This is a genomic window from Paenibacillus sp. FSL H7-0716 (assembly GCF_038002705.1).
Lineage (GTDB): Bacteria > Bacillota > Bacilli > Paenibacillales > Paenibacillaceae > Paenibacillus_AQ > Paenibacillus_AQ odorifer.
Genome location: NZ_JBBODA010000021.1, coordinates 85,524 through 111,916 on the forward strand (window position 1 = coordinate 85,524; position 26,393 = coordinate 111,916).

Sequence of the window (26,393 nt, forward strand, 5' to 3'; positions counted from 1 at the left end):
ACAATGGAGGTGTCTATCATGCGAAACTGGTTGAAGGAACTTCGTGAATTATTAGGAAAAACACAAGAACAAGTAGCTGACGAAGCTGGGATTTCTCGAAGTTACTATACAAATATCGAAGCTGGAATTAAAACACCAGCAGTTCCAGCAGCGAAAGCTATTGGAAAATCATTAAATTTCCCTTGGGAAAAATTTTTTAATGATGAATGTTCCTTTAAAGAACAAATTGAGAAGGAGGTGATTTGATTGGAAATTCAAGATATCCGTGAAGTGAAGGAAACAAGGAAGTCTGAGGAAGTTAATCGGCTGATCAATGAAGGTTGGCTTCTCGATTACCGAGAGCATGGTCAAGGTTATTCGCGCTATGTGCTAGTCAAAGTTAAGTAAGGAGGTACCGTCATGGCTAAGGCTGTAAAAACACCAGCGACATTCGCGGAAGCCCTCCGCCTGGCGGCTGATCTTGCCGAGCAGAATGAAAAATTGGAAAAGCAGCTTACAGAACTACGGTTGAATGGAGAATATCCCGAAGTGCTCCGACCAGCTCATATTATGAAGCTACTGAGAATGAGCGCTCCAAAAGTTCAAGAGCTTACCAATCATCCTACCTTTCCACATTTGAATCGGAATAGGAAGAAGGGCGAGGCAGTAACTGTTCTTAAATCGGATCTGTACCACTGGTTAAAAACAGAGCGTTATGAATGAGGAAACCCGCCAAGCTGTACCGGCTACGGCGGGTGGGGGATTCGGCAAGGGGAATTGCTTAACAACATCATACATCAGGCCTCTGTCCGATAGCATCCCATAAAACGGACAAAGGAGAGGATCAAAAGTTGGCAATCGGACAATTCGGACCAGCATTAGAGCAAGCATTAAAGCTCTCAGGTGATACCAGAGAAAAAGCAGGGCTTATCGTTCATGCTGATGCTTCCTTAATAGGGAAAATTGCAAGGGGAACTCGAAAAGCATCCAAACCGGTCATGAGAGCAGTAATTGAACATTACGATGATGGGCAACTCTCACTAGCAGCTGCTGCAGATGTAACTGGTGGGGCGTTTGCCCCATGGTTAGACAATGTAGACCTGCATAGAGCAAGCGTTTTATTCAAAACGATCGAAGAAATGCAAGAAGTGCTTGAAGCCTCTGGGCAAGCTCCAATCAGTAAAACAAATGAACAAATAACGGATGCAGAGCGGCATCAAATAAAGCAACTGCTTATGGAATCGGTGGAAGCTATCACGGCCCTGACTCATCTGGCTGCAGTGATATGTAAAGAGTATTCCTTTAGCTGGTTGGGAACTTGGAAAGAGCATCGAGCTGAGCTGAAAGCAAAAAAATATTTGAAATGAGGGAGCGCTTTGGAAAGAGAACAATTGGTTGCTGAGGCAAGAGAAGCGGGTCAACATGCAACACATAACTTGCAGATGATCCGTAAGAACCCGAGTGTGATGCTACCTGGAAGGATTGAGGATGCGGAGAGCTATTTGAACAATATGATACTCGTTGCAGAAGTAGAAATAAAAAATGACCGCCTGGCAGGGCAGTCACTTGGTTTGAAATCTCGGTTAGAGAATCTCTTGGTGTCCATTTTAACCTCGAAGCGTCAAAAGCGCAAGGAGGGGGCAGTGTGACAGAACAGCAGATAAGAAGCTTCGGTCAAGCTCTGGCTGAACGCTTTAAACAAGTGGGGGATGAAAGACTCGTTGCAGAGAGACGGTTTCGAGAATCGCTTTACTCCCCAGCATCCATCCGGTTTGAGGTGCTAGAACTGGAGCGGAAGCGAGATATCGCTCAAGCCGCTTTTGATTCTTGGAAGGAAGTCACCGAAAATCTACCTTCTGAGATTCAGAACGCTTTTAAAGAACACTACCAAAAAATAAATCCTATGGAGGCTAAATAATATGAAATCTACTGGAATTGTACGCAAAATTGACGAGCTTGGACGGATCGTTATCCCGATTGAACTACGTAGAACGATGAATCTGGAAATTAAGGACCCGGTGGAGATCTTTGTGGACGACGAGAAGATCATCTTCCGCAAATATGCACCCGGTTGTGCGATCACTGGTAGCCAGGAAGATTTGGTTCCGTTCGAAGGGAAACTGTACAGCCGTGCAATTATTCAGCAAATGGCAGCAGCAGCAGGGATTTAAATAGGAAAGGCAAGGGCTTCGGCCCCTGTCTCCAAGCGTCGACCCTTAGAAATAACCTTTCCTCCGGGTTGGCGTTTGGAGATGCGGCTGACGCATCAATACATATGGAAGGAGGGCATATATGCAGGTCATTCAAAAGTTAACAGTGGTTAGTAATCCTACACGAGTATTTGAAGTTGGAACCGAGATTGATAGCAGTGAAGTAATTGAGATTAAGCAGGTTGGTTCTGAGTATGAGGACCATGTTCATTCAGAGTATGTCGTTCTGGACGAAGATGGCCACATGATAGCCAGTGTCGAGAACGCTCCAGTAATCGTGGATTACAAGCAAATTGCTGAACACGACAACGAAAAATAGCCCACTGGCATGGGCTATCTCAGTTCTTTGAAAATCAAATTTTCTTGCCCCCACTATATCATGCTGGGGGCGCACCACACAAGAGGGGGAGTTCATTCATGCGTGGAACGCACACATTTCTCTTACATGAGGAAACCGTTGACTTCATCATCGATGCGGAGACCTACTTTAATCCTCCGGTTTTAAATATCCAGCAAAGTGGGGAAACCATTCAGCATCATTTTAGCAATGAGCAATTGGCTGAGCTGGAATACAAAATCCGGACTTATTTGGATGGTATCAGCTATCCAGAAACACCTGATCAACAAATGATCTTACATGCTGAATGTAATGCAGCAATCGAGGAGGGAATCGCTTGAAACGTATCGTTTTGGAGCGCCTGACGCTCCGTAATTTCAAAGGTATTAAAGAACTTGTCCTCGCCGCTAATGGCGGGGACGCTGATGTCTATGGTGACAATGCAACTGGGAAGACAACTATGTTCGACGGCTTTGTCTGGCTCTTGTTCGGTAAGGACAGCCAGAACAAGGCTGACTTCGAGATTAAGGGTTTGGATGGAGCGGGAAAGGTTCTTCAGCACAAGTTGGAGCACGAGGTGGAGGGAGTTTTCTTGATCGATGGCCGCCGTCGTACTTTCCGCCGAGTGTTTACTGAAAAGTGGACGAAGAAGCGTGGCTCTGCGACGGACGCCTTCGAAGGACATGAAACGAACTACTTCCTTGATGGTGTTCCTGTGAAAAAGGGAGAGTACACCTCTGAAGTTGATTCCATCATCAAAGAGGATTTATTCAAACTATTGACTTCACCTTCTTACTTCAATGAACAGCTAAAGAAAGAAGAGCGCCGAAAGACGTTACTGGAGGTATGCGGTGATCTTACGGACGCCGAGGTCATTCACGGTAACAAGGAACTTGCTTCATTACCAGGTATCCTGGGAGATCGCGACCTTGAGTCACATAAAAAGGTTATCTCTTCCCGATGCACTGTGATTAACAAGGAGATCAAGGAACTGCCGGTGCGGATCAGTGAAGTGCAGCGCCAAATGCCGGATGTTGCGGAGCTGGATGAAGAGCTCCTTAAGGAAGATATCGCAATGCTTCGCCGCCGTGTTGAATTCAGCGAGGCAGAATTGTCCCGCATCCTTTCTGGCGGGGAAGTGGCAGTTCAGGAGAAGCGGCTTCGTGAAATTGAAGGCGAGCTGATCGATATTAAGAGTCGTATGCAGTCCAATGTGTTGGATAAGTTGGCTCTCAAACGTGATGAAGTGAACCGGATGCATAACGAGCTGGATAAGTACCGCCGGACAGTAGAGGACAAGGAGCAACGTATTAAGCAGAATGAGCGCTTAGTTGCTGATCGTCGGCAAGAAGCAGATCGCTTGAGAACAGAATTTGCTGAGCTGAAGAGTCTTACCTTCGAACAACCTGAAGGTCATGATGCCAATTGCCCAGCCTGTGGTCAGTCACTCCCAGAAGATCAAATTAAGGTGGCTCACGACAAAGCTGAGGCTGAATTTAATCGTCGATTAGCGGAGCGTAAGGAGCGTATCAATAATTCCGGTAAAGCGGCGGTGACCGAAGCTCAGAAATTCGAGCAGGAAATCGTTCGGCTACGGGAAGAAATTGAGGGTTTGAACAGTACGCTGAAAACCCAGCAGGCTGAAGTCACATCCGCTGATGATCAGCTAACCGTCCTTCGCGCAGGTGTCAAAGATCCTGCCTCAGATCCGGAATATGCGAGCAAGCAGGCTGAAGCTACTCAAGTTAAACAGCAGATTGAAGTATTGAGAACTTCAGGTGAAGATGCTGCTGCGACAGCCCGTTCCGAAATTCGTCGGCAACGTGTTGAGATCGAAGAAATGGAACGTGATCTCGCTAAATTCGATGGTGTCCGCCGGGCGCAGATGCGGGTGATGGAGCTAGAGAAACAAGAGCGGGAACTTGCAGCGGACTATGAGCGCCTGCAGTATGAACTGTTCCTTTGCGAGGAATTCACTAAGACCAAGGTCAGCATGCTGGATGCCAAGATCAACAGCAAATTCAAGCTTGCCCGGTTCCGCCTCTTCGAAGATCAAATTAACGGCGGGATCAAGGAAGTCTGCGACACGCTTTATAAGGGAGTTCCTTATGATGGTGGACTCAACAATGCGGCTCGTATCAATGTAGGTTTGGACATCATCAATACGCTAGGTGAACAGTACGGATTCTCGGCTCCGATCTTCGTAGATAATGCCGAGGCAGTGACTAGGTTGATTGATACAGATGCCCAGGTCATTCGGCTGGTAGTTAGCGAGAAGGATAAGAAGCTTCGCATAGAAACGGCAGCCATACAGGAGGCGATTTAATTGAGTACTACAGATCAAACAAAGCAACAAACAGCTCCGGCAGAGATTCCTAAAAAGGAACCTACTCAATCGGAACGCTTCATGACCAAGGTAATTTCCGAGTTTGGTTCCGGCGTGGGTGAGGTAGCTCTTACCAAGTTTCAGAAACGTCTGGCTCAGAATTACTTCATCGCTCTGGATGCCATTCTTAAGACAACTGAAGAAAAGCGGTTGAAGAAGTCTGAGAAGTTCCGTGATGCTGTACCGGTAACTTGGCAACACGTAAACATGGAGAAGCTTGCTCGTGATGTGGTGGCTATGGCAAGGGTTGGATTTGATCCTTCGCAGCCTAACCACATCAACCCAATTCCTTATAAGAACAAACATACCGGAAAATACGATATCACCTTCATCGAAGGGTACCGAGGCATTGAACTGAAAGCTACTAAATATGGTCTAGACGTTCCGGATCATGTGACCGTTGAACTGGTCTACTCAACCGATAAGTTCAGACCGGTCAAGAAAGATTCAAAGAATCAGTATGAAGGCTATGAGTTCGAGATCGTCAATGCCTTTGACCGCGGGGACATTATCGGAGGCTTTTATTATCACAGTTATTCAAAGGCTCCAGAAAAGAACAAGCTTGTCGTCATGACAAAAAAGGATATCGAAAAGAGAAAGCCAGATCATGCTTCTCCGGAATTCTGGGGAGGGGAAAAGGACAAATGGGAAAATAACAAAAAAGTTGGTACGGAAACAGTTGAGGGCTGGTATGACAAAATGGCCTGGAAGACGATTTACCGTGCAGCCTATGGCGACATAACTATCGACTCTCAAAAGATCGATGATGATTATCTACGTCTGAAGCAGATGGAAAGTGATTTTGCAGAGGCGGAAGTCGACGAAGAAATTCGGGAGAATGCGAACGGACCGATTATTGATATTACTCCGAATGGTCCACCGGCGGATGCTACTAAAAGCCCGCCAGCAAATGATAAATCCACAGGTGAAAGTGACCCTGATAATTTCTCTGGTGATGTACCTCCTGTGGAACAAGAGATGGAATTCTAATGATCGAGATCCAATGCCTCGGCTCCAGCAGCGCGGGTAACGCCTATCGCATATCTGACGGGTATACCGTGCTTCTGCTGGAAGCCGGTTTTCCTTATAAGTCCATACAACGTGCACTTAATTTTAGAATGTCGGACATTGCAGGTTGCCTCGTCACTCACGAGCACCTGGATCATAGCAAGGCTGCTCCTGACATTATGCGGACAGGCATTAACATTTACACCAGTGCAGGCACGGCAACTGCTAGAGGGCTAACAGGACATCGCCTGAAGGTCATAAAGGCGTTGGAACAGTTCACGATTGGTACTTGGACAATTCTACCGTTTGATATTCAGCATGATGTGGAGGAGCCGCTAGGATTCCTGCTAGCCAATACAGAGGGAGATAAACTAGTCTTCCTGACTGATACCTACTATTGCCGGCATCGATTCAAAGACCTTACTCACATCATGATGGAGTGCAATTATTCTTTAGATATCGTTAACAAGCGGGTGGCTGCCGGTCACTTGCATCCTGCCCAAAAGAAACGGCTGCTTCGTTCTCACTTCGGATTGGAACATGTGAAAGAATTTTTGAAAGCCAATGATACCCGTAATGTTGAGGAAATTTGGTTACTGCATCTGTCTGACGGTAATAGTGACGCAGAGCGCTTTAAGAGAGAGATTCAGGAGACTACCGGAGCTCTTGTCAGGGTGGCAGATCGATGATCAACGATAAACCTATGATGCAGAGCATGATGGGGGAGCGGATCTGGATGTTGATGAAGGTAGATCAAGAGGAGTTTAAACGGGAAACTCGAGAATACTTCGCTCGAGCTTATCCAGGCTGGACGGTGAAAAGGGTTAAGTATCCGATCGTTGACCTCCAAGATGATAGAAATTGATATGAATGATTTATAGGGGATGATTTAATGCCCGAAGGCAGTTACCCGTTTCCAACATACTCAGGGCTTTTGGAGCCGCAACATTACAAACAAATAGGCACAGCGATATGGCTTTTCCTGTGGTGTATCAGCTCCACGACAGCGGAGAAGGAGAAAGAGGGGACTGTCTGGGGTATCGTCCTCGGGAACAAGCCTATCCGGATTAATGAGCTTGAAGCGACATTCGAAGTCAGTAATCGGACTATCCGTTCTTGGATAAAAACGCTCGAAGATTATGGTTACATCCGAGTGACAAGAGCACCTTATGGACTCATTTTCAGTGTTAAAAACTCTAAAAAGTATCAAAACAGATCGGCAGTAAATTTCCACTCTGACACTGGAGATAGGCAGAAAGTTGCCACTCTGGAAGATAGAGATAGGCAGAAAGTTGCCGATCACGCGGCAGAAAACTGCCGATCTAATAAAGATATTACAAAGATATTGATTGATAGATGGATTAATGGCTTATCGGAAGACGATCAAAAAGAGTTGAGTTCAAGGTCCGGGGTTCTGTCGTCCGCTGTGGGTGCCGTCTCCACAGGCCAAATAGATCTTGATAAACCGACAATCGAGCAGCGCATGCTCCATATTGAGAATTACTTCAGACAGCAGAAGGGGAGCATCAATCCTGTTTCGGCTGATTGGGAGCATGTGCGTGAAGTTGCGAACGAGGCCATTCCGCTGGATCTCGTATACTTTTTTATCGATCTGGCAATCGCTCGGCACAAATTATCACGGAGGAGACCGTCGGATGTGATCCGGACGTTCAAGTATTGCAAGACCGTGATTTTTGGCTGCTGGGATGATTTGTCCTCATTTCTTGAGCGGTACCTAACTCCCCCTGCATCTTCAAAGCAGGGAACAGTCGCCCTGGGAGCCTCAAGAGAGCGTCGGAAAAGCCAACGACAACAAGAAATTGACGAGCTTGAAGAGTTCATCGAGGAGGAGAAGAAGCGTGGAAGTGGTTGAAGTTGCTCAGCTTTACCGAGAGATCAAGAAGCATTTCCCGTTTTTTGATGCTTCTGTCGAAAAGGTGAAAGCAGATTATAAATATCTCAAAGATTTTCCAGTGGAAACAGCCCAGGAGAATATTGATCGCTATATTCTGACTGAAACGGTAGAGCCAAAGATTGCAAATATTCGTGGCCGGTTGGGAGATCTGCAAGATAGCCAGCGCAGCAAGGAAGCTGCTGCAGAACATTTCGCCAATCTTGATGAATGGGTGTCTAGTCATAAACCACCACCTGAAGGTTACTGGGAAACAGTAATGCGGAAGCTTCGAGGTGAAACGAATGCTTGATCGTGAGGTTTTTTTAGCAGCTGCGGGAATTGAAATGCCAGTTGACCTTCAAGCCGAGCAAGCGGTACTAGGTGCGTCCTTGATAGACCAGTCGGCTTATGAAGCTTCAGCAGATATATTGCAAGGCGGGGAATTTAGCGACGAAGGACATGCACGGATATATAGAGCGATGCATCGACTCAGCAATGTGGAACAGCCTATTGATTTGATCAGCCTGACCTCACAGCTGCAGGACAGCGAGGAAATCGACAAGGTTGGTGGGGTTAGTTACCTGTCGAAGTTGGCTCATTCAGTGCCGACAACAGCGAACGCAGCCTACTATGTTGAGCGAGTACAGGAGATGTTCCTTCGTCGTCAAGCGATTGATACGGCCCTAGATCTGCTTCGCAATGCTGGGGAGGAGCAGGATGTTAAAGGGTTCGTTGCAATGGCTGAGACTGCTGTATCTAAACTCTCAGACCAGACGGTTCCAGTACGTGAGTTTATTGGGATCAAAGATGCATTGATGCAGGTCTGGGAAGAGGCAGAGCAACGGTACAACGTCCGTGATATAAACCGCGGAATCACAGGGATTGAGTCGGGGTTTACTGATCTCGATAAGATGACTGCCGGATTCCAGAAAAACGACTTAATTATCGTAGCGGCAAGGCCATCGGTTGGTAAAACGGCTTTTGCACTGAACATTGCTCAAAATGTCGGAGTACGAGCGAAGGAGACCGTCGCTATCTTCAGTTTGGAGATGAGTGCCGCGCAGCTTGTACAAAGAATGATTTGTGCTGAAGCCCAGATCGATGCTAGTCGTATGCGAACAGGGAAGTTTGAAGGTGATGATTGGGAACGCATGGCGATGGCCGTTGGATTATTGTCGGAGGCGGATATTCACATTGACGATACCCCTGGTATAACGGTGAATGAGATTCGTGCCAAGTGCCGGCGGTTGAAGAAAGAAGGCAAGCTGGGAATGATCGTGATCGATTATCTGCAGCTCATCCAGGGTAGAGGGCGCAGCGGTGCGAACCGGCAGGAAGAGGTATCACAGATTAGCCGGACCCTAAAACAAATAGCCCGGGAACTTGAGGTGCCAGTTATCGCGTTATCCCAACTCAGCCGGGGTGTAGAGCAGCGACAGGACAAGCGTCCAATGATGAGTGATCTTCGTGAATCGGGAGCAATTGAGCAGGATGCAGACATTGTAGCGTTCCTTTACCGTGACGACTATTACGACAAGGAAACCGAGAAAAAGAACATCATTGAAATCATTATTGCCAAGCAGCGTAACGGCCCGGTGGGGACCGTCGAACTTGTTTTCATGAAGAATTTCAATAAATTTGCTAATTACGAATATGTGCATGAGGGAAAAACGTCGGCAGGGAATGCGAAGAACATTGCAAAGCGCCAATGGGCGCAGTAAAGGAGCCAATATGGAAGAGCAATTTTACGGGTTTTGCTTCCCGGAACCGGGCGGCTGGCATACACCTTCGGTGACACTGAACACTCCGGAGGAAGTTTATCGCTATACACAGCTTCATGGTAAGACAGGGATGTTCCGCGAGGTACGTGTGACAGATAGCGGTGATTCTATCATTGTACAGATGATTGACGGGCAGTATGTATGGCCTGAAGAGTGGAAGCAGCTGAATAAGGGGGATGGAGAAAATGAAGCAGGGAAAACGGCCGACGCGACGGCAGAAGGAAACGATCCGGGCCAGTCGGCTTAACCCGGATAATTGGTTGGTTGAGCGGGAGACGCCTGCGGAACTGGTATTGATCCCCAAGATCAGTGTCGAAGGGAAGACGAAGAAGCGGACGATCCGCAAGGGTGCCTGATGAGCGGGCGGAATTATTGGCACGTGTATAACCAGATGCGTCGTCATTATATAGATACCGGAGTTGCTCAGGGACGTACGGATCTGCTAGCTGAGTTTTCGGACATGGAGCCATCGGAAGTGGATGAGGGTATTGCTGAGTTTGAGTTAGCAATCGGTATACGAATGAGGGGAGTAGATCTTAATGGTTGTAAAGAAGCGTAAGCCGATAGATCCATTTTTTCAGCAGCAAAACTACTTCGCGGTTGTAGATGAGACTGGAGCAATGGCAGGCATGGTGTATGTGCTTGATACATCTATGATGCCGGCTAAGCATCGAGGAGGAAAACGTAATGATTCAGTTTACGGTTTACGGAGAACCGGTCGCCCAGGGCCGGCCTAAATTTAGCACTGCCGGTGGATTCCCGAGAGCCTATGATCCTGCCAAATCTCGGGATTATAAAGATTACGTCCGTTTGGCTGCCAGTGAGCATGCGCCAGCAGCACTGCTGGATGGTCCGTTGGGAATTGCGGTTACAGCCTATCGTTCCACACCCAAGAGCTTCAGTCAGAAGAAGGCGGCGGCAGCTGAGCGAGGTGATATTCTCCCAGTGACTAAGCCAGATGCAGACAACTATCTGAAAGGTGTTAAGGATGCGCTGAAGGGCATCATCTGGAAGGACGATAGCCAAGTAGTCGACGCATTCGTAAGGAAACGGTACAGCGCACGACCACGCATTGAAGTGAAGATCAAGCAACTCCAATAAAAACTTGAGGGGAAGATCGATATGATAAAGGATTATGCAAAATTTAGTGCAACGGTAGCAAAGGGGATCAAGGTTGGAGACACAGAGGTTGAAATTAAACTGCTACTTCCGCTGAGAGTCATGCAGGAGAACTTCCTGTTTCTCAGCAGCAATCAAGGGGAAAAGATCAATGTCTTCATGGGAGATCCGCAGGCTGCTTTTGATTTCGATGAAGAGGACGGAGATATATACCGGGAAGTCACTGGCCGTCGTGTCATAACTGATGCTTCCGGTATCGTGATGAGCACAGAGAAGCTCGGGGAAGAAGATCCGAACCAAGGTGATCTCTTCGAAAAGCAGGAGTGTGAATTGAGCGGCGAGCAGAAGAATGATGATATTGAGATTATTGAGCCGGATGCGGAAGAAGACACTAATGGCGTTCAATCATCTGAAGAAGATATTAATGATGGCGGTTCTGATGAGCATTCAAAGGGAACAGACCTCGAACCGGATTGGATGAATGATGGAACTGGAACTGACAGCCAAAATTACGAAGGTGATCCTGATGAATCAGGAAAACAAGAAAATGTCGAGAATGGTGAAAGCTCTGATCTTGGTGAAGCTGCTGCAGATGAGACAAGTAAGGAAGAACTGGACGCTTTTATCCTTGCTGAACGTCCTATCTTTCCAGAAGTCGAATATGATGGACAGCCAATCCCGTTCCCTATTCTTCTGGAGAAACGCATCAATGAAGATAAAACCTGGCGTGAAATCGCTAATGAAAACGGCATGACCAGTGGGCAGCTGTCAACCAGATGGACGGCATATCGCAAGCTGGCAGCAAAGAAAATGAAGGATGGAGGAGGAGCAGCGTAAGCTGCTTCTTACTTTGCTTGATCTTAAAGTAGTCAGCTCGATGGACATTTTTAAGCAGAGAAATTTTTTTTGTAACTTAATTTACTTTCACTTTTTATGTAATTTGGAAGGTTTGTGTCATTTATTTCAAAGATATTTATCTCTAAGACGTTTTTCGCGTCGAGTTGTTATTAGTTCTAATTTCTTTTTATTTTCCAAACGGGATTGGAGTTCGACATCAATTTTCTTTATATGAAATACTGCTTGTTGATAACACTCCGACATATTTTTAAGGGCTTTTGTTAGAAAAAAAACTGATATTATTATTGCAATTAGTAGGAAATACTTTAATTCAATGCGTACAATGCTCATAGTAAGACTGAGCATTGTAGCCATTAAGGAGAAGACTATCGAATAAATAGCTTGAAACTTCAACTTTTCTGTTACACTTTCCAGAAATGATTTATGCATAAGCAGCTCTTTACTATTTGTTTTTGATACATCCGGTCCCCACTCATTTAATAGATTTATTATTTGTAAAGAAAAGTTTTTATTAGATTGGGTTTTAATACGTAACGGATTTTTCATAGTAACCTCCAAATTATAAGAACCCCCAAAACCTGGCCGGGCATGGGGGCGAATCTCTTACCTTCATTCAAAATTATACCACGAGTGAGGGGATTATCATGGGGAAAAGCGACAAATTAGCAATCCAATTGGCGTTTGATATCCTTCCGATCGACGAAAAGGAAACCCGCCGTCGGGTCGAAGAATATTTGGAGACAGTTCGCGTATATCGACACATCGGCTTTGTTCGACGCCAAGCGGCGCTCACGGCCAGTCCGGAGCCACGATATCATGGATCAACCAATGCAACCAGCCGGACGACTGAGAATATAGCAGTATGGAATACGGACAGAGCTGTTCAGTTGGAGAAACAGTCCAAACTCTTGGATTTGGCGATGGGGAGGCTTAAAAAGGCCGAGCGGGAAATCATACAGTTGCGTTATCTTGAGCATGAGGATGAGTATGATTCCATTCTGTGCGGTGAGTTGGGTATGAGTGATCGAAAATATCGGCGGGTTAAATCGAGGGCTATTTATATATTGGCCTGTGCATTGAGTATAGAAGTACTCATAGAGTCCACAGAATAAAGTGGATTATCTTGAAGCTTTTTTTGTTATAGTAAAATGATAGAGTTATTAGAATACAATTTCTCACAAGGAGAATTAAAATAATGGATGAAGGTAAAAATTTAATAAATATTTTTAAAGTTATAAAAGAAAATGTTGATCACCTGGATGATTTTTTGGACAAAGCATTAGCTCCGTTTACGGAGTATATTGATACAGCTGGTGATATAGCTACACCTATTAAAGGGTTGCAGAAAGCCTACTCGTTATCAAGACGATTGAAATTTAAGGGCTATCTTAGAGCGTATTCGTTAAAAGTAAACAGGGGCCAACTAGATGATGATTATTACAAAAAGTTAGAGGATTATATAAAAATTCCTAAAAACTTAGAAATAATTGCTCAAATAATCGATTCTGCAATAGAAGCTAAATCTGTTAAATCAGCTACAGTTCTAGGATGGTATTCTGGGGAAATCCTTAATGATATACGAGAATTGAATAGCCGTGATTTGGTAGCAATAGAAGCTTTGAAAATTATGTATGATGATGATTTTAAACTCTTTCTAAAACTATACAAATATGCTGAAAATCGAGATGTTTTTCAAGCGAATGCTTTGGGAGAAATGAGAGTCCATGACCTACAGGAGTCGTTACTTTTAGAAGGCTTTCAATTGTTTGAAACAGAAATGCTGATTGAAAAGCTTAAGGGTGTATTAGCAATTGGTTATGGTGTTGGGGGATTTGATAGTACTGGTAATTCATGGGGAGCTTTTAAATTTAACATGAATACATCGTATCTTTATGAAATAATAATTAAAGCTGTTAATGAAGAAGCTATTTTACGGGAGTAGATCGGATTAACTGGCCGCTTTAAGACCGGAATTTGACCGTACAATGACCGTTCATTAGGCTTTAATCATGATATATTTGTACTGTTGAAATCAGGCGAGAGTGACACGCACGGCTACGGTAATGCAGCATTAACCGGGGCGTACCTCCTCTCGCTTTTTGTATGCAAAAATATAGATGCAAACTAATTCTGGTTTTGATCTTTTTTATATTTTTCGAGAAATTTCCAAAACATTACTTTGATTTTTATTGCTTCGTCTTCATCGGGAACATCCATTTCATCTAGACGACCGAAGAATTGAAGAAGATTGTAGGTGTTGTTGCTTGAAATTTCAGTATATGAAGATGAAAATTTCCCGAATTCTCGCACACCTATTATTCGTATAATTTCTTGTTGTACCCTGAAAGCGAATATATCATCAATTTTTGTTTTATGGGCAAGCTTGATTACTTCGACTACCCAATCAAGATGCCTCTTGATGTCCTTGATTTCTTGAAGTTTTTCGATAATCGGGGTTAGTGATCTCCCTCTGTGAACAATAGTAATGGGTTTATCCATAATGAGTGTGGCAGAGGTACCGTCACGATTTGTTAAATCAAAAGTTGGATAGAACCCCACAGTTTTTTCTTTTGATTCGCTGTTCACCAACGTGAATCCGTAACTCAATTTTCCTATTTCACCCAGATTGATTTCTTCATCTGATACAAAGTCCAACTTCATGCTTGAATGATCAATTCTGTATAAAGATAAATAAAACTTCATATCTAACTGTTCCAAGGCCCATAGTGAGATATAAAGGAGAACATGGTTATCAATTGGTTTGTATGCTGGAGTTGCAAAGCAGCGAGCAATTCGACTACCGTTTTCAACTACTGTTCGAATTAATACAGGAGCTTCTGGATGCACTTGATTAAACCAATAATCAAAGTTTGTTAACAACATGGGGAGATGATCGTTTGAATTCTCAAGCATATACTTAGCGTATTGGTTCATCTTATCGGGAGTGAATAGTTGGGTAACTGCTTCAGAAGTGGTCATAAAAGCATGATCTACATCATTTAAGTTAATTATAAGTTGTACATTTCCATCAGCATCTGGTTGAACGCCAGATATTGATATTTCATTGCTTTTTTTTGTGAAGTCTTCCTTTGTCCATGTTGTCTTTGGGATGAGAAGCTCAAATATTTTCTTTATCCCATTGACTTTCATAAACTCATCAGAAGCTGAGTATCTCTCACCATCGAAGTGATTGAATACTGCTTGTTCAAACTCCTGGCTCATATCTAAGAGTTGAATTAGACCGCTTTTTTTTACTCTGAGATCATCTGACATAAAGAACCTCCTGAAGGGTGTGATTTTAAATAATGATAACGACTGGCGATATTTTAGAAATGAAAAATGGAAAGGCTTTTGAAGTACTGGAGGGTTATTCTGATTTATTAATTAAAGGCGAATTATTGGTTATTGAAATAGATGAAGATAATATTAGAATAGGTGAGCCGTTTGTTCTGAAGATCAACGCATCAACTCCAATAATAGACATAATTAGATGAAAAAATAGATGCCCCTCCCTTTTACCTAAGACTTTCGACATAGTTAGAGGAAATTCCTTCCTTTATGGAGAATATTAGACTATACGAAGACTTTTGCGGAGGGGTTTCAAATGGCAAGAAGAAAGAGTAAGGCGAAGCAGGAAGAAGAGTTTTTTCAGGGGTTGGCCGGCTTAGCGGCAATGGGGTTAGCACTCGGAGGATACTATTTAACCAAAACCTTACAGGGTGCAATGGTTGGAGCTGTGATTGGGTTGGTTATTGTAGTAACAATTATGATTGTGGTAGGGAAAAAGCGTGCCGAACGTTTGAAGAAATCAGGTATAGCCGACATCGATAAAATGGAAGGTATTCAGTTTGAAAAATATCTCGGCCATCTCTTTCGAGCACAGGGATATAAAGCGGAGGTCACAAAGGCTGCTGGTGATTACGGTGCGGACCTTATCATCGAAAAAGACGGTAAGAAGATTGTTGTTCAGGCTAAACGTTACAACAAGAATGTTGGAATCAAAGCAGTACAAGAGGCTCAGGCATCGATCGCACATTACGGAGCTTCTGAAGCTTGGGTCGTATCGAACAGCGATTATACAGCAGCTGCTAATGATCTAGCTAAATCGAATAGGGTTAAGCTGATAAATCGGGAAGCCTTAATAGAAATGATCCTGACCATGAACCCTGGAGCTGCGCCAACACCGCAGTCTGTAATAGCGGAGGTACCGGTAGATGAATTTATTTGTCCAAAATGCGGTAGTAAGTTGGTCTTGCGTAATGGTCCGAAAGGTCAGTTTTACGGTTGCAGTAGCTTTCCAAAATGCCGGAAAATTAAGTCAATCAATGCAGTCTAACGAAAAAGTGAGGAATATAACGTTAGGAAGCTGAAATATGGATTGAATCATCTTTGATCGTTATCGTTGCTTTTGACTCCTATTTCAGGAGATATGTAAAATGGCCTTGTCCTCTTTTGTAATAAAGTCCGTAAAGATTTTAAGCAAAGAGCGCAGCGCATTTGCTGCGGATGCGGAGCGGACGCCGTTCTACAGATCGGATTCATTGCACGATTGAATTTAATATATATTCCGAGGTCGCTCATTATTGGGCGGCTTTTTTCTATTGGGGGAATTGATATGAAAAAGAGGCAACAGCAGCGGCGTCTAAAAAATCCGCCTCGTCAGCCAGCTAGGTGTAAGGGCTGCATATGGGGCCGTTGGGAAGGAACTGCACAGTTTTGTTCTCGACCTATTTGTATATCAAAGGTAAAATATCCCTAGATAGATTTTATTATTTGGGGGTAGAAAATGAAAGTCACACTTAATGAACCTGTATTAAATACACCAGCCTATTATGGGTTGACTATTTCACAGTGGGTTACGCTAGGAGCTGTTTTAGTTACACTTATTATTGGGTTAATCAATTTGTTTAGCAGTTTACGAACGAATAAGAGAACCACGTTTGTTAACGCAGTAACCTCAGAACGGGTAAAGTGGATGGGGCAGCTTAGAGAATTAACTTCTGAATATTTACAGCTCACTACTTATTATGAGCGAAAGCCGATTTTAGAAGGAAAGGAACATGATGATTTTTTTGAAAGATTAGTCTATTTGCAACACCGCATCAAACTTCATATGAATCATACTGGTGTGCCAGATCGTGAGATTAACGAATTAATAAAGAGAATAAATGAAAAGATTTTTGAGATATACCAAGCGAATGATTTGCTTAAAATTCCACCTGAAGATCGTTTGCAGTATTTGCTCTCTTCATCAAATGAAATAATTAAAAAAAAGCTCATCCAAAAACAAAAAGAAGGAACTTTAACGCAGGTACTTAATCCCGAAGAAAGTAAAGACAATGCTATTCAATTTCTTAATGAAATTATTGAAGAATACAACAAAGAGTTTAAACAGAAAAATGGATACTCAGGGAGAAATCAACTTGAAAAGGATGTCCAAGATCTTGTTGATAAGACAAGTGCATATTTAAAATACGAATGGGAACGAGTCAAGGATGAAGCAAAAGAAGGGAAGCTAAAGAAGCAGAAAAAAAAAGAGTGGAAAGAGAATTTACAAATCAAAGATGATGTGTATGACTTCTACAAATATTTAAAAAAACAAAGAATTTGGAGCAATTCTCGTGATAGGTTTCTGGCAGTAATAAGCAAATTAAAATCAAATAAAAATCTGAATCAGGAAAAGACAAAAGAAATATTAAGATATTGTAATTTAGATATCGTAGGTGGAAACACTATTAATGCTGTTATCACTACATTAGTTTCACTTATTATGGGGGCTTTTGTAGCTAGTGTTTTAAAAAATAGTCAAAAAGATGATCCAGTCTTTTTTCAAGCTTTAATTGCAATTGTCATTTATATTTCAATCATAACTTATTTGTCTCTTCGAAGAGACAGAGCTAGCCTTGTAAAGGAAGGGCTAGAGCATTTTATTGAATTAGAGAAAGATAAATAATACTTAAGCACCTTCGGGTGCTTTTTTCATGTCTACATTCAGTCTTCTGTATGCCTCTCTCAGGTTTTGAATGTGGGAATGCGTTTGTGAGGCAAGGCGCGGAAAAGAGCAGGGCCAGTAGGTTCTCTTTGTCTCCCACTGAGTTTCTACCTACCCAAAGATGAAAAACCAACTCAACTCAATACTGGCAGAAATTATTAATTGATCATGGTATATTTGAGTAAGGGGTGATGTAAATAAACCATAAGACTACCGCAATTAATACGGCCTTAAAAATACCTTTAAAAATTGTAGATGGTATACCGTTAGTTGGCCCGGTTATCAGTTTAGTTTGTGAGGACTTTGGGAATCGATATTTATCAAGGCTAGAAGAACTAAGGGTTGGAGATGCTGCTCAATACTGCATTAAGGAAATAAACAACAGAGTTCAGCTAGGAAATGAACCAAGAAGTGATGACTATTTTTTTGCTTATAATGAAAACTATAATTCTAATGCTGTAGAAATATTTGAGGGAGTCCTTACAAAATGCAAAATTGAACATGAAAGAAAAAAATCTAATCATATAAGTAATGTTTTTATTAATTCAGTGTTTGAAAAAGTTAGCTTGGGTGAAATAAATCTGATTCTTAAATCGGTCAGCTCAATGACATTCAGACAGTTGGTATTATTGAAAATTCTTCATGATAATAAAAACAATTTATTGAATTTGAGAAGCGGAAAACTGATGAGTTATTCATCAGAGCAAATATCAATTCAACAAGAATTGTATGAACTAACTCAAATGGGCTTTGCGCAAAAATTAGTAGCTGATGATGAAATACCAAAGGCATCTTGGTCCTCTATTGATAATGATCTAAAAGAGCTAGCAAAAAATCCAATGTATGGATGGGCTGAGGTTGTTCCTGCAAAAATGCAACTAACGCATTTTGGCGATACGGCATATAGGCTTATGGGCATTAAAGATATTGACGATAGCGAAGTTGATAGAACTATTGCTTATCTCAGCTAAATAGAAATAAACGTAAAGACCCGGTTAGGCACTGGGTCTTTTTGTCGTTCGAATTTGATTGAAAAAGGCAACTAACAGCAAATCTTGAGAAAAAGAGGTCATATATGGACATCAGAACTATACCAATAGAGCAGCTCAATGCAGCTGTCTATAACCCCCGCTTAGACCTTCAGCCGGGAGATCCAGAATACGAAAAACTTCGTCGCAGCCTGGATGAATTCGGCTACGTTGATCCGATTGTTTGGAATGAGCAGACTGGCAACATGGTCGGTGGCCACCAACGATACAAGGTGCTGGTGAATGAGCAGGGCTGCACGGAGCTGGCTGTTTCGGTTGTTAACCTTGACCCTGAGCGGGAGCGGCTACTTAATCTTGCACTTAATAAGGTTTCTGGCCGTTGGGATGATGAGGCACTGGCGCAGCTGCTGAATGAGCTACAGGAAGGCGGGGCGGATCTGGCACTGTCCGGTTTTGATTCAGAGGAGATTGGGGAATTGATAGCTGAGTTTGTCGGTGTTCCTGATACTGAGATCGATCAACCGATTGTTGAAGATGATTTCGACGTCCAGGGAGCTCTCGATCAGATCAAAGAGCCGGAAACATGCCGCGGTGATGTGTGGCAGCTTGGTCGGCATATCCTTATGTGTGGTGACTCTACGGATGCTGAGGATGTTGCCAGGCTGATGGACGGGGTGAAGGCGGCACTGGTTGTGACGGATCCGCCTTATAATGTGGCGGTGGAGAGCGACTCGGCTCGCCTGGTTGAAGCCGGTACCAGTTCAATAATGAACGACGATATGCCCGCAGATGAGTTTGTGGGCTTTTTGCATGCTGTCTTTGAACAGTACGCCGTGGCTATGGAATCGACTGCAGCAATCTATGTCTTCCATCCTTCCTCCTATCAACGGGAGTTTGAAGACGCGATGAATGCCGCTGGTATTACGGTACGCTGCCAGTGCGTTTGGGTCAAGAACGTGGCCACTTTCGGCTGGGCACAATACCGCTGGAAGCATGAGCCGGTCTTTTATGGCCATATGCAGGGTAAGGCCCCGGCATGGTACGGCGATCGTACTCAGACTACAGTTTGGCGGTCCGGCTTGCCCGCGGAAGATCCGCTTCCGGAGACTGTCTGGGAGGTTTCAAAAGGGGATGTAACCAAGTATGTGCACCCTACACAGAAGCCACTTGAACTGCTGGCCATACCAATTCGGAACAGTAGCCAGCGTGGGGATACTGTGGTCGACCTATTCGGTGGCAGTGGCTCCACCATGATGACCTGTGAGCAGCTTGACCGCTCTTGCAGGACCATGGAATTAGACCCGGTATTTTGTGACGTTATTAAAAAGCGATATCAGATGGCAACCGGTATTGAGCCGAAACTATATCAAAGTGAAGATTTAACTTAATAGCTTTTAATCCGGTAATGATTTACAATTTAGTCATTTCTATTATTCGACGAGGTGATTATATTGAGTGATATCAAAAAGGATTTAGAAAATTCTGTGGGAGATTACATTCATTCAGCAACAAAAACTGGTCTGTCTGCGATTCCATTATTAGGCGGAGCAGCGTCAGAAATATTTTCCCTTATAATTACACCACCGGTTTCAAAACGAAGAGATGAGTGGTTAATTAAACTGGCAGAAGATCTAGAGCAATTAAGAAATACAGTTCCGCATTTCGATATTAATACACTAGGCAATAATGATATTTTTGTTACTGCGGTTTTACAAGCTACGCAGGTTGCAATGCGGAGTCATCAGGAAGAGAAGATCACAGTATTAAGAAACGCTGTTCTCAATTCAGCTATTGGGATAGATATTGATGAAAACATTCAACTTATGTTTTTGAATTTTATTGATTCCATGACCCCTTGGCATCTTCGTGTACTGTTACTATTTCAAAATCCTGAAAAATGGTTTGAAGATAATCAACGACAAGCACCACAGTTTAGTATGGGTTCCCCAAAAGGTGTGCTAGAATCTGCATATAATGAATTGAATGGAAAACGTTCATTTTATGATATCCTGGTCAAGGACTTAAATACACAGGGACTTTTGGGAATAGATAGTCTACACACTACGATGTCAGGCAGTGGGGCAATGGCACCAAGAACTACGGAATTTGGCAATTTGTTTATTTCATACATTACATCGCCCTATTAATTTAAGTGAAAACCGTCGGATACACTAAGACGGTTTTTCTTTTGTTCACATTAAAAGGAGGACGCGTCAACGTCCTCCCAATCACCCAGGGTATCCCCCGGCTGAGACAACGGCGCGCCACGCGTGGCATTTCCAGACATCCGCTGTCTCGCATTCCATCATAACGGAAAGTCGAGGGGTACGTAAATGGGAACACAAGATGAAATTTTATTGCAGCATGAGCTTGAAGTTATGGCCGGTATCCTGGAAAGCAAGTCGCAGTATCGCAAGATCGTTAAGGCTGGTATAGCCAAATGGGTCAAGGACTTCCAGGACGGCCGGATTGAGATTAAGACGGTGGATGACTTGAAGAAGCTGATTGAGATAGATATTGAGCTGCAGAAGGATGAGATTTAATCATCTTTTAACGCTTCTTCAATAAATCTTAAATGCTTTACTTTGAGTTTATTCTTTGCGTCTACAACATGAGAATGTGAAGTGAAAACAACAAAAATAATTAAGCCAATGACTATCAAATTTATAAACATGCTTAGACTGTTTGTAAAGTTGGAAAAATTCTTTCTGATTTCTTCAACAAATGTTACTTGGTCAATTTTCGTTGAATTATTATCTTTGAGAAATGCCAACATGGCAACTGAAATAGTTGTAGCAACTGTAACGGCAGAAATTGTAACCGTCAATATTAGTTTGTGGAAAGAATCAAACATTTGGGTCAACCAACTATTACTAAATTCTATAGACTCTAGCTCTAGTTTAATTAAATTAAGGTTTTTACGTGGAACAAGTTTATATTTTTGAAGTAGTAAGTCAGTTGAATATGCGAACCTAGATACTTTGTTCTTGTCTATTACTATTTTTGTATAGGTACTAACTATCTTTTTCTGAAAAAACCATAGGGTTAAATAATCCCATAGTATTAACAAAGCAAAAACTGCTGATATTTTATAAATCCACGGATCTATCAAAAGATTCGCCTCACCTTTTTATTATTATTATCGGTTCGGGGGTGGTGACATGTAACATGGCCAGAGAACGCAGTCCCGAGCGGGACAAGGCAAAGCAAATGTGGCTGGAGAGCGGCGGGACGATGAAGCTTAAGGACATCGCAGCTGCTCTTTCTATTCTGGACAGCAAAGTCCGAAAGTGGAAGGCGATGGATAGCTGGGAAGAGGAGCTTAAAGGGAGCGTTCCACATGAATTCAATGGGAGCGTTCCAATTGAATTGAAAGGGAGCGCTCCACATCGCGGCGCTCCCAAAGGGAACAAAAACGCAGTCGGTAATCGAGGCGGTGCTCCTCCGGGCAATCAAAACGCGAAGAGAAACAGCGGTGGTACCGGTGGACCACCTGGCAACAAGAAGGCAGTCACCACAGGCGAGCATGAAACCATTTGGTTGGATGCATTAACCGAAACCGAGCAGCAGCTCATCGATCAGGTGGACACTGACCCGATCATCCAGGCGAATGAATCCCTTTATCTTCTAACGATCCGTGAGCGCCGCATGATGCACCGGATCAAATCCCTGATGGATGGTTTATCCGAGACCGAGCGCAGTGTGCTCTATGAGATGAAGGCCATCAAGGAAGTCGCGGAGATCCATGATGAGAAGACCGGTATAACGAAGAAGATCCCGCACAGTCGAAATGAAATGATGGAGTCTAAGATTGAGGAGAAGGGCTTCCGCAAACTGGACGACATCGTGAAGTTGGAAGAGGCTCTGACTCGCATACAAGATAAGAAGATCAGAGCTATCGAGCTCAAGAACCGCCTAACTGATGACGAGAAGCGTATCCGCATCGAGACCATGGAGTATGAGCTGCAAATGTTGCGCGGTGGTGGAGGTAAGGAAGCCTTTGAGGATGATGGTTTTATCGATGCGCTGAAAGGCATGGCAGCGGGGGTGTGGAGCGACGATGGCGAAGCTTAAACTCAAACCAGCGGCGTTCAAGTGGTCCCCTTTCTCGAATAAGCAGCTTAAAGTGCTGACATGGTGGACACCTGAAAGCCCACACCACGATAACGACGCAATCATCTGTGATGGTTCCGTCCGGGCCGGCAAGACGGTCTGCATGTCATTCTCCTTTATCGCATGGGGGATGGACACCTTTCGAGGAGAACAGTTCGGCATGTCAGGAAAGACAATTGGTGCGCTACGACGTAACGTGGTCGGTCCGCTGAAACGCATGCTGGTCAGCCGCGGGTATCATGTTCATGACAATCGATCTGAAAATGTACTGACAATTACCCGGGGCTTAATAAGCAACCGGTTCTTTTTATTTGGTGGACGAGATGAAAGCTCACAGGATCTGATTGCCGGTATCACGCTGGCCGGGATGTTCTTCGATGAAGTGGCGCTCATGCCGAAGTCCTTCGTTGACCAAGCGACTGCACGTTGTTCCGTAGATGGTGCCAAGCTCTGGTTCAACTGTAACCCTGCAGGACCGTATCACTGGTTCAAAAAGGAATGGCTAGATCAGCTGCAGAAGAAACACGCACTGCACCTACACTTCACAATGGAGGATAATCTCTCACTTTCTGAGCGTGTACGGGAGCGGTACCGTCGCATATACAGCGGGATCTTCTATCAGCGGTACATCCTGGGGCTGTGGGTCATGGCCGAGGGAGTAATTTTCTCTAAGTTTAATGATGCAGTTCATAAGAAAGCCAGAGACTGGTTCCCGACCAAGTTTGATCGCAAATTCATTTGTATCGACTACGGGGCTAATAACCCGACGGCATTTCTGAAGTATGGAGTCCGTGGGAACGTTTATTATGAGCTGGATGAGTATTATCACAACATCCGCCACAAGGGTGAGAAAACGAATGGTGAATATGCGGATGACCTGGAAGCCTTTCTTGATGGTGATGAGTATTCAATCTTCATCGACCCGTCAGCAAAGGCTTTTATTATTGAGCTGAAGAAGCGAGGGATCAAAAATATCCGGGCTGCCGTGAATACTGTACTAGATGGTATTCAGACGGTATCTAACCGATTTCAGAATAATGAACTTTATATCTGTGCCGATAACACCAATTCCCTTCAGGAGTTGGTGTCTTACGTTTGGGATGAAAAAGCCGCCGAGCGCGGCGAGGACAAGCCTATTAAGCAAAACGATCATACCTGTGACGCGCGTAGGTACGGTATCCATACGGATTATCTGTTGCAGCGTGTGAAGCAGCGTAAAAAAGAGAGAGAGGAGCGATCTGATCATGACGTGGGGTGGGTGTAAGGCATGAGTGGCGAGCCACAGTGGTTCCAAATATCAAAAGCAGAGGACAGGCATATTCCATCGAGCGCACAGCTACCGGATAGCTTTGAAAACCTATACGATCAGCACGGGCTGCTTCCGTTTCCATCAGGCAATGACCCTGCTTCCTGCAAACTTCTTGTTAAGAACAGTAATATCATTCCGCAGTGTATCGAGGCGTATAAGCGAAACATTGCTGGATATGGTATTGCTTTGGAGTACCTCCCTGGTGAGAGTGATCAGACCGCGCAGGAGGAGTGGAACAAGGCTGATAAGTTCTTGGAGACCTGTAACCTGGAGGATACGCCGGATGAGATTATCAGTTCCTTGATTGAAGACATCGAGAGCAGCGGAAATGCAAATGTGGAGGTCGCTTGGCCTGCCGGTAGTGAGTTTCCGACACTCTACCGAATCAATCCGAAATTCGTTCGTTGTACCCGGGAGACGGATAAGGTGACGATTAAGCGTAAGCGGCTGATCCGATCATCGAAGAAGGTAGAGGAGTTCTCTCAGGATATATATGCCCGGAAATATGCTATGAAGCGAGGGCAATCTGTGGTGTGGTTCCGTCCATTTGGAGCCGAGGGCCAAGGCAATCAGATCATACCTTTGAAGTTGGGAAACGACGGTCCTTATGGTGAACCACGCTGGTTTGGGAATGCACCTGGAGTGGTTGGTAGTCGTGAAGCAGAGGAACTCAATGTTTCTTATTTCAGTAACGGCCGAATGCTCTCTATGCTGCTAACAGTGACCAATGGCCGACTGACGAAGCAATCGATGGAACTGTTACGAAATGTAAAGGGTTCACAATCCCAGGGAGGCATACTCTACTTGGAAGCCATCGGTGAAGAGACTGGGGGGCCGCTAGACGAGAAAGTTGAGAAGGTCTCTATTAAGCTGGACAAACTGAACGATCTGCTGCAACAGGATGCCTTGTTTCTAGAATACGGGAAGGACAAGAAAGCAGATATCCTCTCCGCGTTTCGGCTGCCACCTATACTGGTTGGCCAGAGCTCCGATTACAACCGTGCCACAGCGCAAGCCGCGCTGCGATTTGCAGAGGAACAGGTCTTCGAACCTTACCGCAAGTGGATCATGGATGAGATCTTTAATAAACGCTTATTCCCGGCTATGGGCATCTTCCGTGTACGGGCGACTTTGCGTGGACCGCGCATTATCGATCCGGAAGACCGGAAGGCGTTGCTGGACTTTATCGCAGACCGTGGGATTATGCTGGTCCGTGATCTGATTCCAATTGCTGAGGAAGTGCTGGACACAACTATCGATGAGTCTAAGTACAGCGATGAGTACCTGGATACACCGATTGCTCAACTGATTAATAGTCAGCCTGCATTAACCGTACCAGAACCCGATTCCGATGTGAATGATCTGCAGGAGCAGGTATCCACAATTGCCAAGCGTCTGCTGCGGCAGAGTCATGACGAGGTAGTCGGTCATGTGTAAGGAATGCTGGGAGCGCATCGCAAAAGCAGATGATACAGAGTTTCTGGATAGCTTGGAGCTGACCCATGCGGAGCGGACGGTGCTGGAAGATTTGTACAAGCAGGGAGAAAACCGAATAGTTGAAATCCTTGAGCTACAAGGGAAGGCATTGCATGACGCGATTCTGGACCTCAACGAGGAGTTGCTGATTGATATCGGGGAGCTGGGAAAAGTTATACAGTCCGTGCAGTCCAGCGATTTGTTTACTGTCCAGTTTGAACAGGCGGTATATGATTCCTTCACGCCGCTGTTTCACTTGGCAGGTGAGTCTGAGCTGACGGTGCTTAACACCGACAAGACTTGGTCCACGAAGAACAAGGCGGCTTCCCGGTTTGCTAAGAACCTGCAGAAGCTTGTTCCGGATATGAACGGGACCAGTGCGGATGTCATGACCCGGGCTTTTCAGAAAGCTATTAAGGAAGGAAAGACCCCTTCTGAGCGAGCGCTTTTAGTACGAGAGATAAGCGCAGCGGCCGCTAAAGGTGATGCCGGTCCATTCAACATGGAGCGGGCCATTACCGTTTCGCGAACCATGAGCACAGCAGCGGCCAACGGCGGTAAGATGGAGGGTTGGAAGCAATCTGAGGTGGTTATTGGTAAGAAGTGGAGGTCTTCCAAAGGCGATCGGACCCGTAAGACACACCGTAAAGCAAACGGCCAGGTTCAGCCGCTGAACAAGCCTTTTGAAGTCGGTAAGGGTAAGTTGATGTTTCCGGGAGATCCTTCTGGACGTGCCGAGGAGATTATCCGCTGCCGCTGCACAATGCAGTCGGTGATGGAATGACAACAAAGCCCAGTAGCTTGGCACAGCTACTGGGCTTGTCTCACGCTTGTATACTTCAGTCTCTTGCAATTACTGATCACGGAAGCCCTATGGTAGGGGCATTCCGTCCAAGTATAGCGACTGGTCTTACAGCACGCGGGCTGAATAATCAGTAATAC

39 protein-coding genes are annotated in these 26,393 nt (G+C 44.5%); 36 read left to right on the forward strand and 3 right to left on the reverse strand.

The window, feature by feature from the left end:
* The first annotated feature begins 18 nt into the window (after positions 1 to 18).
* From MHH60_RS22950 to MHH60_RS23050, 22 genes are all read left to right on the forward strand, one after another.
* Positions 19 to 246 carry a helix-turn-helix transcriptional regulator gene (locus MHH60_RS22950; protein WP_076136493.1) on the forward strand — a complete coding sequence of 76 codons (228 nt, stop codon included), beginning with the start codon at positions 19 to 21 and terminating at the stop codon, positions 244 to 246.
* On the forward strand, positions 247 to 387 hold the full coding sequence (locus MHH60_RS22955; protein ID WP_179088918.1) for a hypothetical protein: 141 nt from the start codon (positions 247 to 249) through the stop codon (positions 385 to 387).
* A 12-nt stretch (positions 388 to 399) separates the two neighbouring features.
* Positions 400 to 702, forward strand: a complete 303-nt coding sequence (locus MHH60_RS22960; protein WP_076136491.1) for a hypothetical protein — start codon at positions 400 to 402, stop codon at positions 700 to 702.
* A 128-nt stretch (positions 703 to 830) separates the two neighbouring features.
* Positions 831 to 1,346, forward strand: coding sequence for a transcriptional regulator (locus MHH60_RS22965; RefSeq protein WP_076136489.1), 516 nt, complete (start codon positions 831 to 833; stop codon positions 1,344 to 1,346).
* Between the two features lie 9 nt (positions 1,347 to 1,355).
* Positions 1,356 to 1,628 carry a hypothetical protein gene (locus MHH60_RS22970; RefSeq protein ID WP_076136486.1) on the forward strand — a complete coding sequence of 91 codons (273 nt, stop codon included), beginning with the start codon at positions 1,356 to 1,358 and terminating at the stop codon, positions 1,626 to 1,628.
* On the forward strand, positions 1,625 to 1,897 hold the full coding sequence (locus MHH60_RS22975) for a hypothetical protein (RefSeq protein ID WP_076136484.1): 273 nt from the start codon (positions 1,625 to 1,627) through the stop codon (positions 1,895 to 1,897). The genes MHH60_RS22970 and MHH60_RS22975 overlap by 4 nt, the downstream gene beginning before the upstream one ends.
* A gap of 1 nt (position 1,898) precedes the next feature.
* Positions 1,899 to 2,150, forward strand: coding sequence for an AbrB/MazE/SpoVT family DNA-binding domain-containing protein (locus MHH60_RS22980; protein ID WP_076139120.1), 252 nt, complete (start codon positions 1,899 to 1,901; stop codon positions 2,148 to 2,150).
* A gap of 121 nt (positions 2,151 to 2,271) precedes the next feature.
* Positions 2,272 to 2,508 carry a hypothetical protein gene (locus tag MHH60_RS22985; RefSeq protein WP_341161161.1) on the forward strand — a complete coding sequence of 79 codons (237 nt, stop codon included), beginning with the start codon at positions 2,272 to 2,274 and terminating at the stop codon, positions 2,506 to 2,508.
* Between the two features lie 98 nt (positions 2,509 to 2,606).
* Complete coding sequence (locus MHH60_RS22990; protein ID WP_076139090.1) at positions 2,607 to 2,867, forward strand: hypothetical protein; 261 nt, start codon at positions 2,607 to 2,609, stop codon at positions 2,865 to 2,867.
* Positions 2,864 to 4,852, forward strand: a complete 1,989-nt coding sequence (locus MHH60_RS22995; protein ID WP_076139089.1) for an ATP-binding protein — start codon at positions 2,864 to 2,866, stop codon at positions 4,850 to 4,852. The genes MHH60_RS22990 and MHH60_RS22995 overlap by 4 nt, the downstream gene beginning before the upstream one ends.
* The gene (locus tag MHH60_RS23000) at positions 4,853 to 5,902 is read left to right on the forward strand and encodes a recombinase RecT (protein WP_076139088.1); all 1,050 of its coding nucleotides are present in this window, start codon (positions 4,853 to 4,855) and stop codon (positions 5,900 to 5,902) included.
* The gene (locus MHH60_RS23005) at positions 5,902 to 6,609 is read left to right on the forward strand and encodes an MBL fold metallo-hydrolase (protein WP_076139087.1); all 708 of its coding nucleotides are present in this window, start codon (positions 5,902 to 5,904) and stop codon (positions 6,607 to 6,609) included. Before MHH60_RS23000 ends, MHH60_RS23005 begins: the two co-directional genes overlap by 1 nt.
* Positions 6,606 to 6,785: a hypothetical protein gene (locus MHH60_RS23010; RefSeq protein ID WP_076139086.1), complete on the forward strand. Its 180-nt coding sequence runs from the start codon at positions 6,606 to 6,608 to the stop codon at positions 6,783 to 6,785. The genes MHH60_RS23005 and MHH60_RS23010 overlap by 4 nt, the downstream gene beginning before the upstream one ends.
* A gap of 27 nt (positions 6,786 to 6,812) precedes the next feature.
* Complete coding sequence (locus tag MHH60_RS23015) at positions 6,813 to 7,793, forward strand: hypothetical protein (RefSeq protein WP_076139085.1); 981 nt, start codon at positions 6,813 to 6,815, stop codon at positions 7,791 to 7,793.
* Complete coding sequence (locus MHH60_RS23020; RefSeq protein WP_076138555.1) at positions 7,780 to 8,124, forward strand: hypothetical protein; 345 nt, start codon at positions 7,780 to 7,782, stop codon at positions 8,122 to 8,124. The genes MHH60_RS23015 and MHH60_RS23020 overlap by 14 nt, the downstream gene beginning before the upstream one ends.
* Entirely contained in the window at positions 8,117 to 9,535 is a 1,419-nt protein-coding gene (gene dnaB, locus MHH60_RS23025; RefSeq protein ID WP_341161164.1) for a replicative DNA helicase, read from the forward strand. Before MHH60_RS23020 ends, dnaB begins: the two co-directional genes overlap by 8 nt.
* Before the next feature lie 10 nt (positions 9,536 to 9,545).
* Positions 9,546 to 9,842 carry a hypothetical protein gene (locus MHH60_RS23030; protein WP_076139064.1) on the forward strand — a complete coding sequence of 99 codons (297 nt, stop codon included), beginning with the start codon at positions 9,546 to 9,548 and terminating at the stop codon, positions 9,840 to 9,842.
* The gene (locus MHH60_RS33340; RefSeq protein ID WP_445667986.1) at positions 9,781 to 9,951 is read left to right on the forward strand and encodes a DUF6906 family protein; all 171 of its coding nucleotides are present in this window, start codon (positions 9,781 to 9,783) and stop codon (positions 9,949 to 9,951) included. Before MHH60_RS23030 ends, MHH60_RS33340 begins: the two co-directional genes overlap by 62 nt.
* Entirely contained in the window at positions 9,951 to 10,154 is a 204-nt protein-coding gene (locus tag MHH60_RS23035; RefSeq protein WP_076139063.1) for a hypothetical protein, read from the forward strand. The genes MHH60_RS33340 and MHH60_RS23035 overlap by 1 nt, the downstream gene beginning before the upstream one ends.
* Positions 10,135 to 10,332, forward strand: a complete 198-nt coding sequence (locus MHH60_RS23040) for a hypothetical protein (protein WP_179088989.1) — start codon at positions 10,135 to 10,137, stop codon at positions 10,330 to 10,332. Before MHH60_RS23035 ends, MHH60_RS23040 begins: the two co-directional genes overlap by 20 nt.
* Complete coding sequence (locus MHH60_RS23045; RefSeq protein ID WP_076139062.1) at positions 10,283 to 10,696, forward strand: RusA family crossover junction endodeoxyribonuclease; 414 nt, start codon at positions 10,283 to 10,285, stop codon at positions 10,694 to 10,696. The genes MHH60_RS23040 and MHH60_RS23045 overlap by 50 nt, the downstream gene beginning before the upstream one ends.
* Positions 10,697 to 10,717: 21 nt before the next feature.
* Entirely contained in the window at positions 10,718 to 11,551 is an 834-nt protein-coding gene (locus tag MHH60_RS23050; RefSeq protein ID WP_076139061.1) for a hypothetical protein, read from the forward strand.
* A 126-nt stretch (positions 11,552 to 11,677) separates the two neighbouring features.
* On the opposite strand, the gene MHH60_RS23055 is transcribed toward MHH60_RS23050, so the two are convergent.
* Positions 11,678 to 12,118: a hypothetical protein gene (locus tag MHH60_RS23055; protein ID WP_076139060.1), complete on the reverse strand. Its 441-nt coding sequence runs from the start codon at positions 12,116 to 12,118 to the stop codon at positions 11,678 to 11,680.
* Between the two features lie 98 nt (positions 12,119 to 12,216).
* Here MHH60_RS23055 and MHH60_RS23060 point away from each other — a divergent pair, with 98 nt between their 5' ends.
* Positions 12,217 to 12,684 carry an ArpU family phage packaging/lysis transcriptional regulator gene (locus tag MHH60_RS23060; RefSeq protein WP_076139059.1) on the forward strand — a complete coding sequence of 156 codons (468 nt, stop codon included), beginning with the start codon at positions 12,217 to 12,219 and terminating at the stop codon, positions 12,682 to 12,684.
* Positions 12,685 to 12,767: 83 nt separating this feature from the next.
* Complete coding sequence (locus MHH60_RS23065; protein WP_076139058.1) at positions 12,768 to 13,514, forward strand: hypothetical protein; 747 nt, start codon at positions 12,768 to 12,770, stop codon at positions 13,512 to 13,514.
* A gap of 182 nt (positions 13,515 to 13,696) precedes the next feature.
* Here the strand turns inward: MHH60_RS23065 and MHH60_RS23070 are convergent, their stop codons facing one another.
* Complete coding sequence (locus MHH60_RS23070; protein WP_076139057.1) at positions 13,697 to 14,845, reverse strand: hypothetical protein; 1,149 nt, start codon at positions 14,843 to 14,845, stop codon at positions 13,697 to 13,699.
* Between the two features lie 32 nt (positions 14,846 to 14,877).
* Here MHH60_RS23070 and MHH60_RS23075 point away from each other — a divergent pair, with 32 nt between their 5' ends.
* From MHH60_RS23075 to MHH60_RS23105, 7 genes are all read left to right on the forward strand, one after another.
* Positions 14,878 to 15,066: a hypothetical protein gene (locus MHH60_RS23075; RefSeq protein WP_076139056.1), complete on the forward strand. Its 189-nt coding sequence runs from the start codon at positions 14,878 to 14,880 to the stop codon at positions 15,064 to 15,066.
* A gap of 110 nt (positions 15,067 to 15,176) precedes the next feature.
* On the forward strand, positions 15,177 to 15,908 hold the full coding sequence (locus tag MHH60_RS23080) for a restriction endonuclease (protein WP_076139055.1): 732 nt from the start codon (positions 15,177 to 15,179) through the stop codon (positions 15,906 to 15,908).
* Positions 15,909 to 16,358: 450 nt separating this feature from the next.
* The gene (locus MHH60_RS23085) at positions 16,359 to 17,525 is read left to right on the forward strand and encodes a hypothetical protein (protein ID WP_076139054.1); all 1,167 of its coding nucleotides are present in this window, start codon (positions 16,359 to 16,361) and stop codon (positions 17,523 to 17,525) included.
* Positions 17,526 to 18,112: 587 nt separating this feature from the next.
* A complete protein-coding gene (locus MHH60_RS23090; RefSeq protein WP_143766821.1) occupies positions 18,113 to 18,535 on the forward strand; it encodes a hypothetical protein in 423 nt (140 codons plus the stop codon).
* Positions 18,536 to 18,639: 104 nt separating this feature from the next.
* Positions 18,640 to 19,941 carry a site-specific DNA-methyltransferase gene (locus tag MHH60_RS23095; protein WP_076139052.1) on the forward strand — a complete coding sequence of 434 codons (1,302 nt, stop codon included), beginning with the start codon at positions 18,640 to 18,642 and terminating at the stop codon, positions 19,939 to 19,941.
* 63 nt (positions 19,942 to 20,004) lie between these two features.
* A complete protein-coding gene (locus MHH60_RS23100; protein WP_076139051.1) occupies positions 20,005 to 20,700 on the forward strand; it encodes a hypothetical protein in 696 nt (231 codons plus the stop codon).
* A gap of 186 nt (positions 20,701 to 20,886) precedes the next feature.
* Entirely contained in the window at positions 20,887 to 21,096 is a 210-nt protein-coding gene (locus MHH60_RS23105; RefSeq protein WP_076139025.1) for a hypothetical protein, read from the forward strand.
* Here the strand turns inward: MHH60_RS23105 and MHH60_RS23110 are convergent.
* Entirely contained in the window at positions 21,093 to 21,665 is a 573-nt protein-coding gene (locus tag MHH60_RS23110) for a hypothetical protein (protein ID WP_076139024.1), read from the reverse strand. The genes MHH60_RS23105 and MHH60_RS23110 overlap by 4 nt on opposite strands.
* Positions 21,666 to 21,709: 44 nt before the next feature.
* On the opposite strand from MHH60_RS23110, the gene MHH60_RS23115 reads away from it, so the two are divergent.
* From MHH60_RS23115 to MHH60_RS23135, 5 genes are read left to right on the forward strand one after another with little or no spacing between them, the layout of a single operon-like run.
* Complete coding sequence (locus tag MHH60_RS23115; RefSeq protein ID WP_256715264.1) at positions 21,710 to 22,627, forward strand: phage terminase small subunit-related protein; 918 nt, start codon at positions 21,710 to 21,712, stop codon at positions 22,625 to 22,627.
* Positions 22,628 to 22,679: 52 nt separating this feature from the next.
* Positions 22,680 to 23,930: a PBSX family phage terminase large subunit gene (locus MHH60_RS23120; RefSeq protein WP_440941446.1), complete on the forward strand. Its 1,251-nt coding sequence runs from the start codon at positions 22,680 to 22,682 to the stop codon at positions 23,928 to 23,930.
* Positions 23,931 to 23,933: 3 nt separating this feature from the next.
* Complete coding sequence (locus MHH60_RS23125; RefSeq protein WP_076139021.1) at positions 23,934 to 25,412, forward strand: phage portal protein; 1,479 nt, start codon at positions 23,934 to 23,936, stop codon at positions 25,410 to 25,412.
* Positions 25,405 to 26,235: a phage minor head protein gene (locus MHH60_RS23130; RefSeq protein WP_076139020.1), complete on the forward strand. Its 831-nt coding sequence runs from the start codon at positions 25,405 to 25,407 to the stop codon at positions 26,233 to 26,235. The genes MHH60_RS23125 and MHH60_RS23130 overlap by 8 nt, the downstream gene beginning before the upstream one ends.
* The gene (locus tag MHH60_RS23135) at positions 26,232 to 26,390 is read left to right on the forward strand and encodes a hypothetical protein (RefSeq protein ID WP_179088986.1); all 159 of its coding nucleotides are present in this window, start codon (positions 26,232 to 26,234) and stop codon (positions 26,388 to 26,390) included. The genes MHH60_RS23130 and MHH60_RS23135 overlap by 4 nt, the downstream gene beginning before the upstream one ends.
* The last annotated feature ends 3 nt before the right edge of the window (positions 26,391 to 26,393 follow it).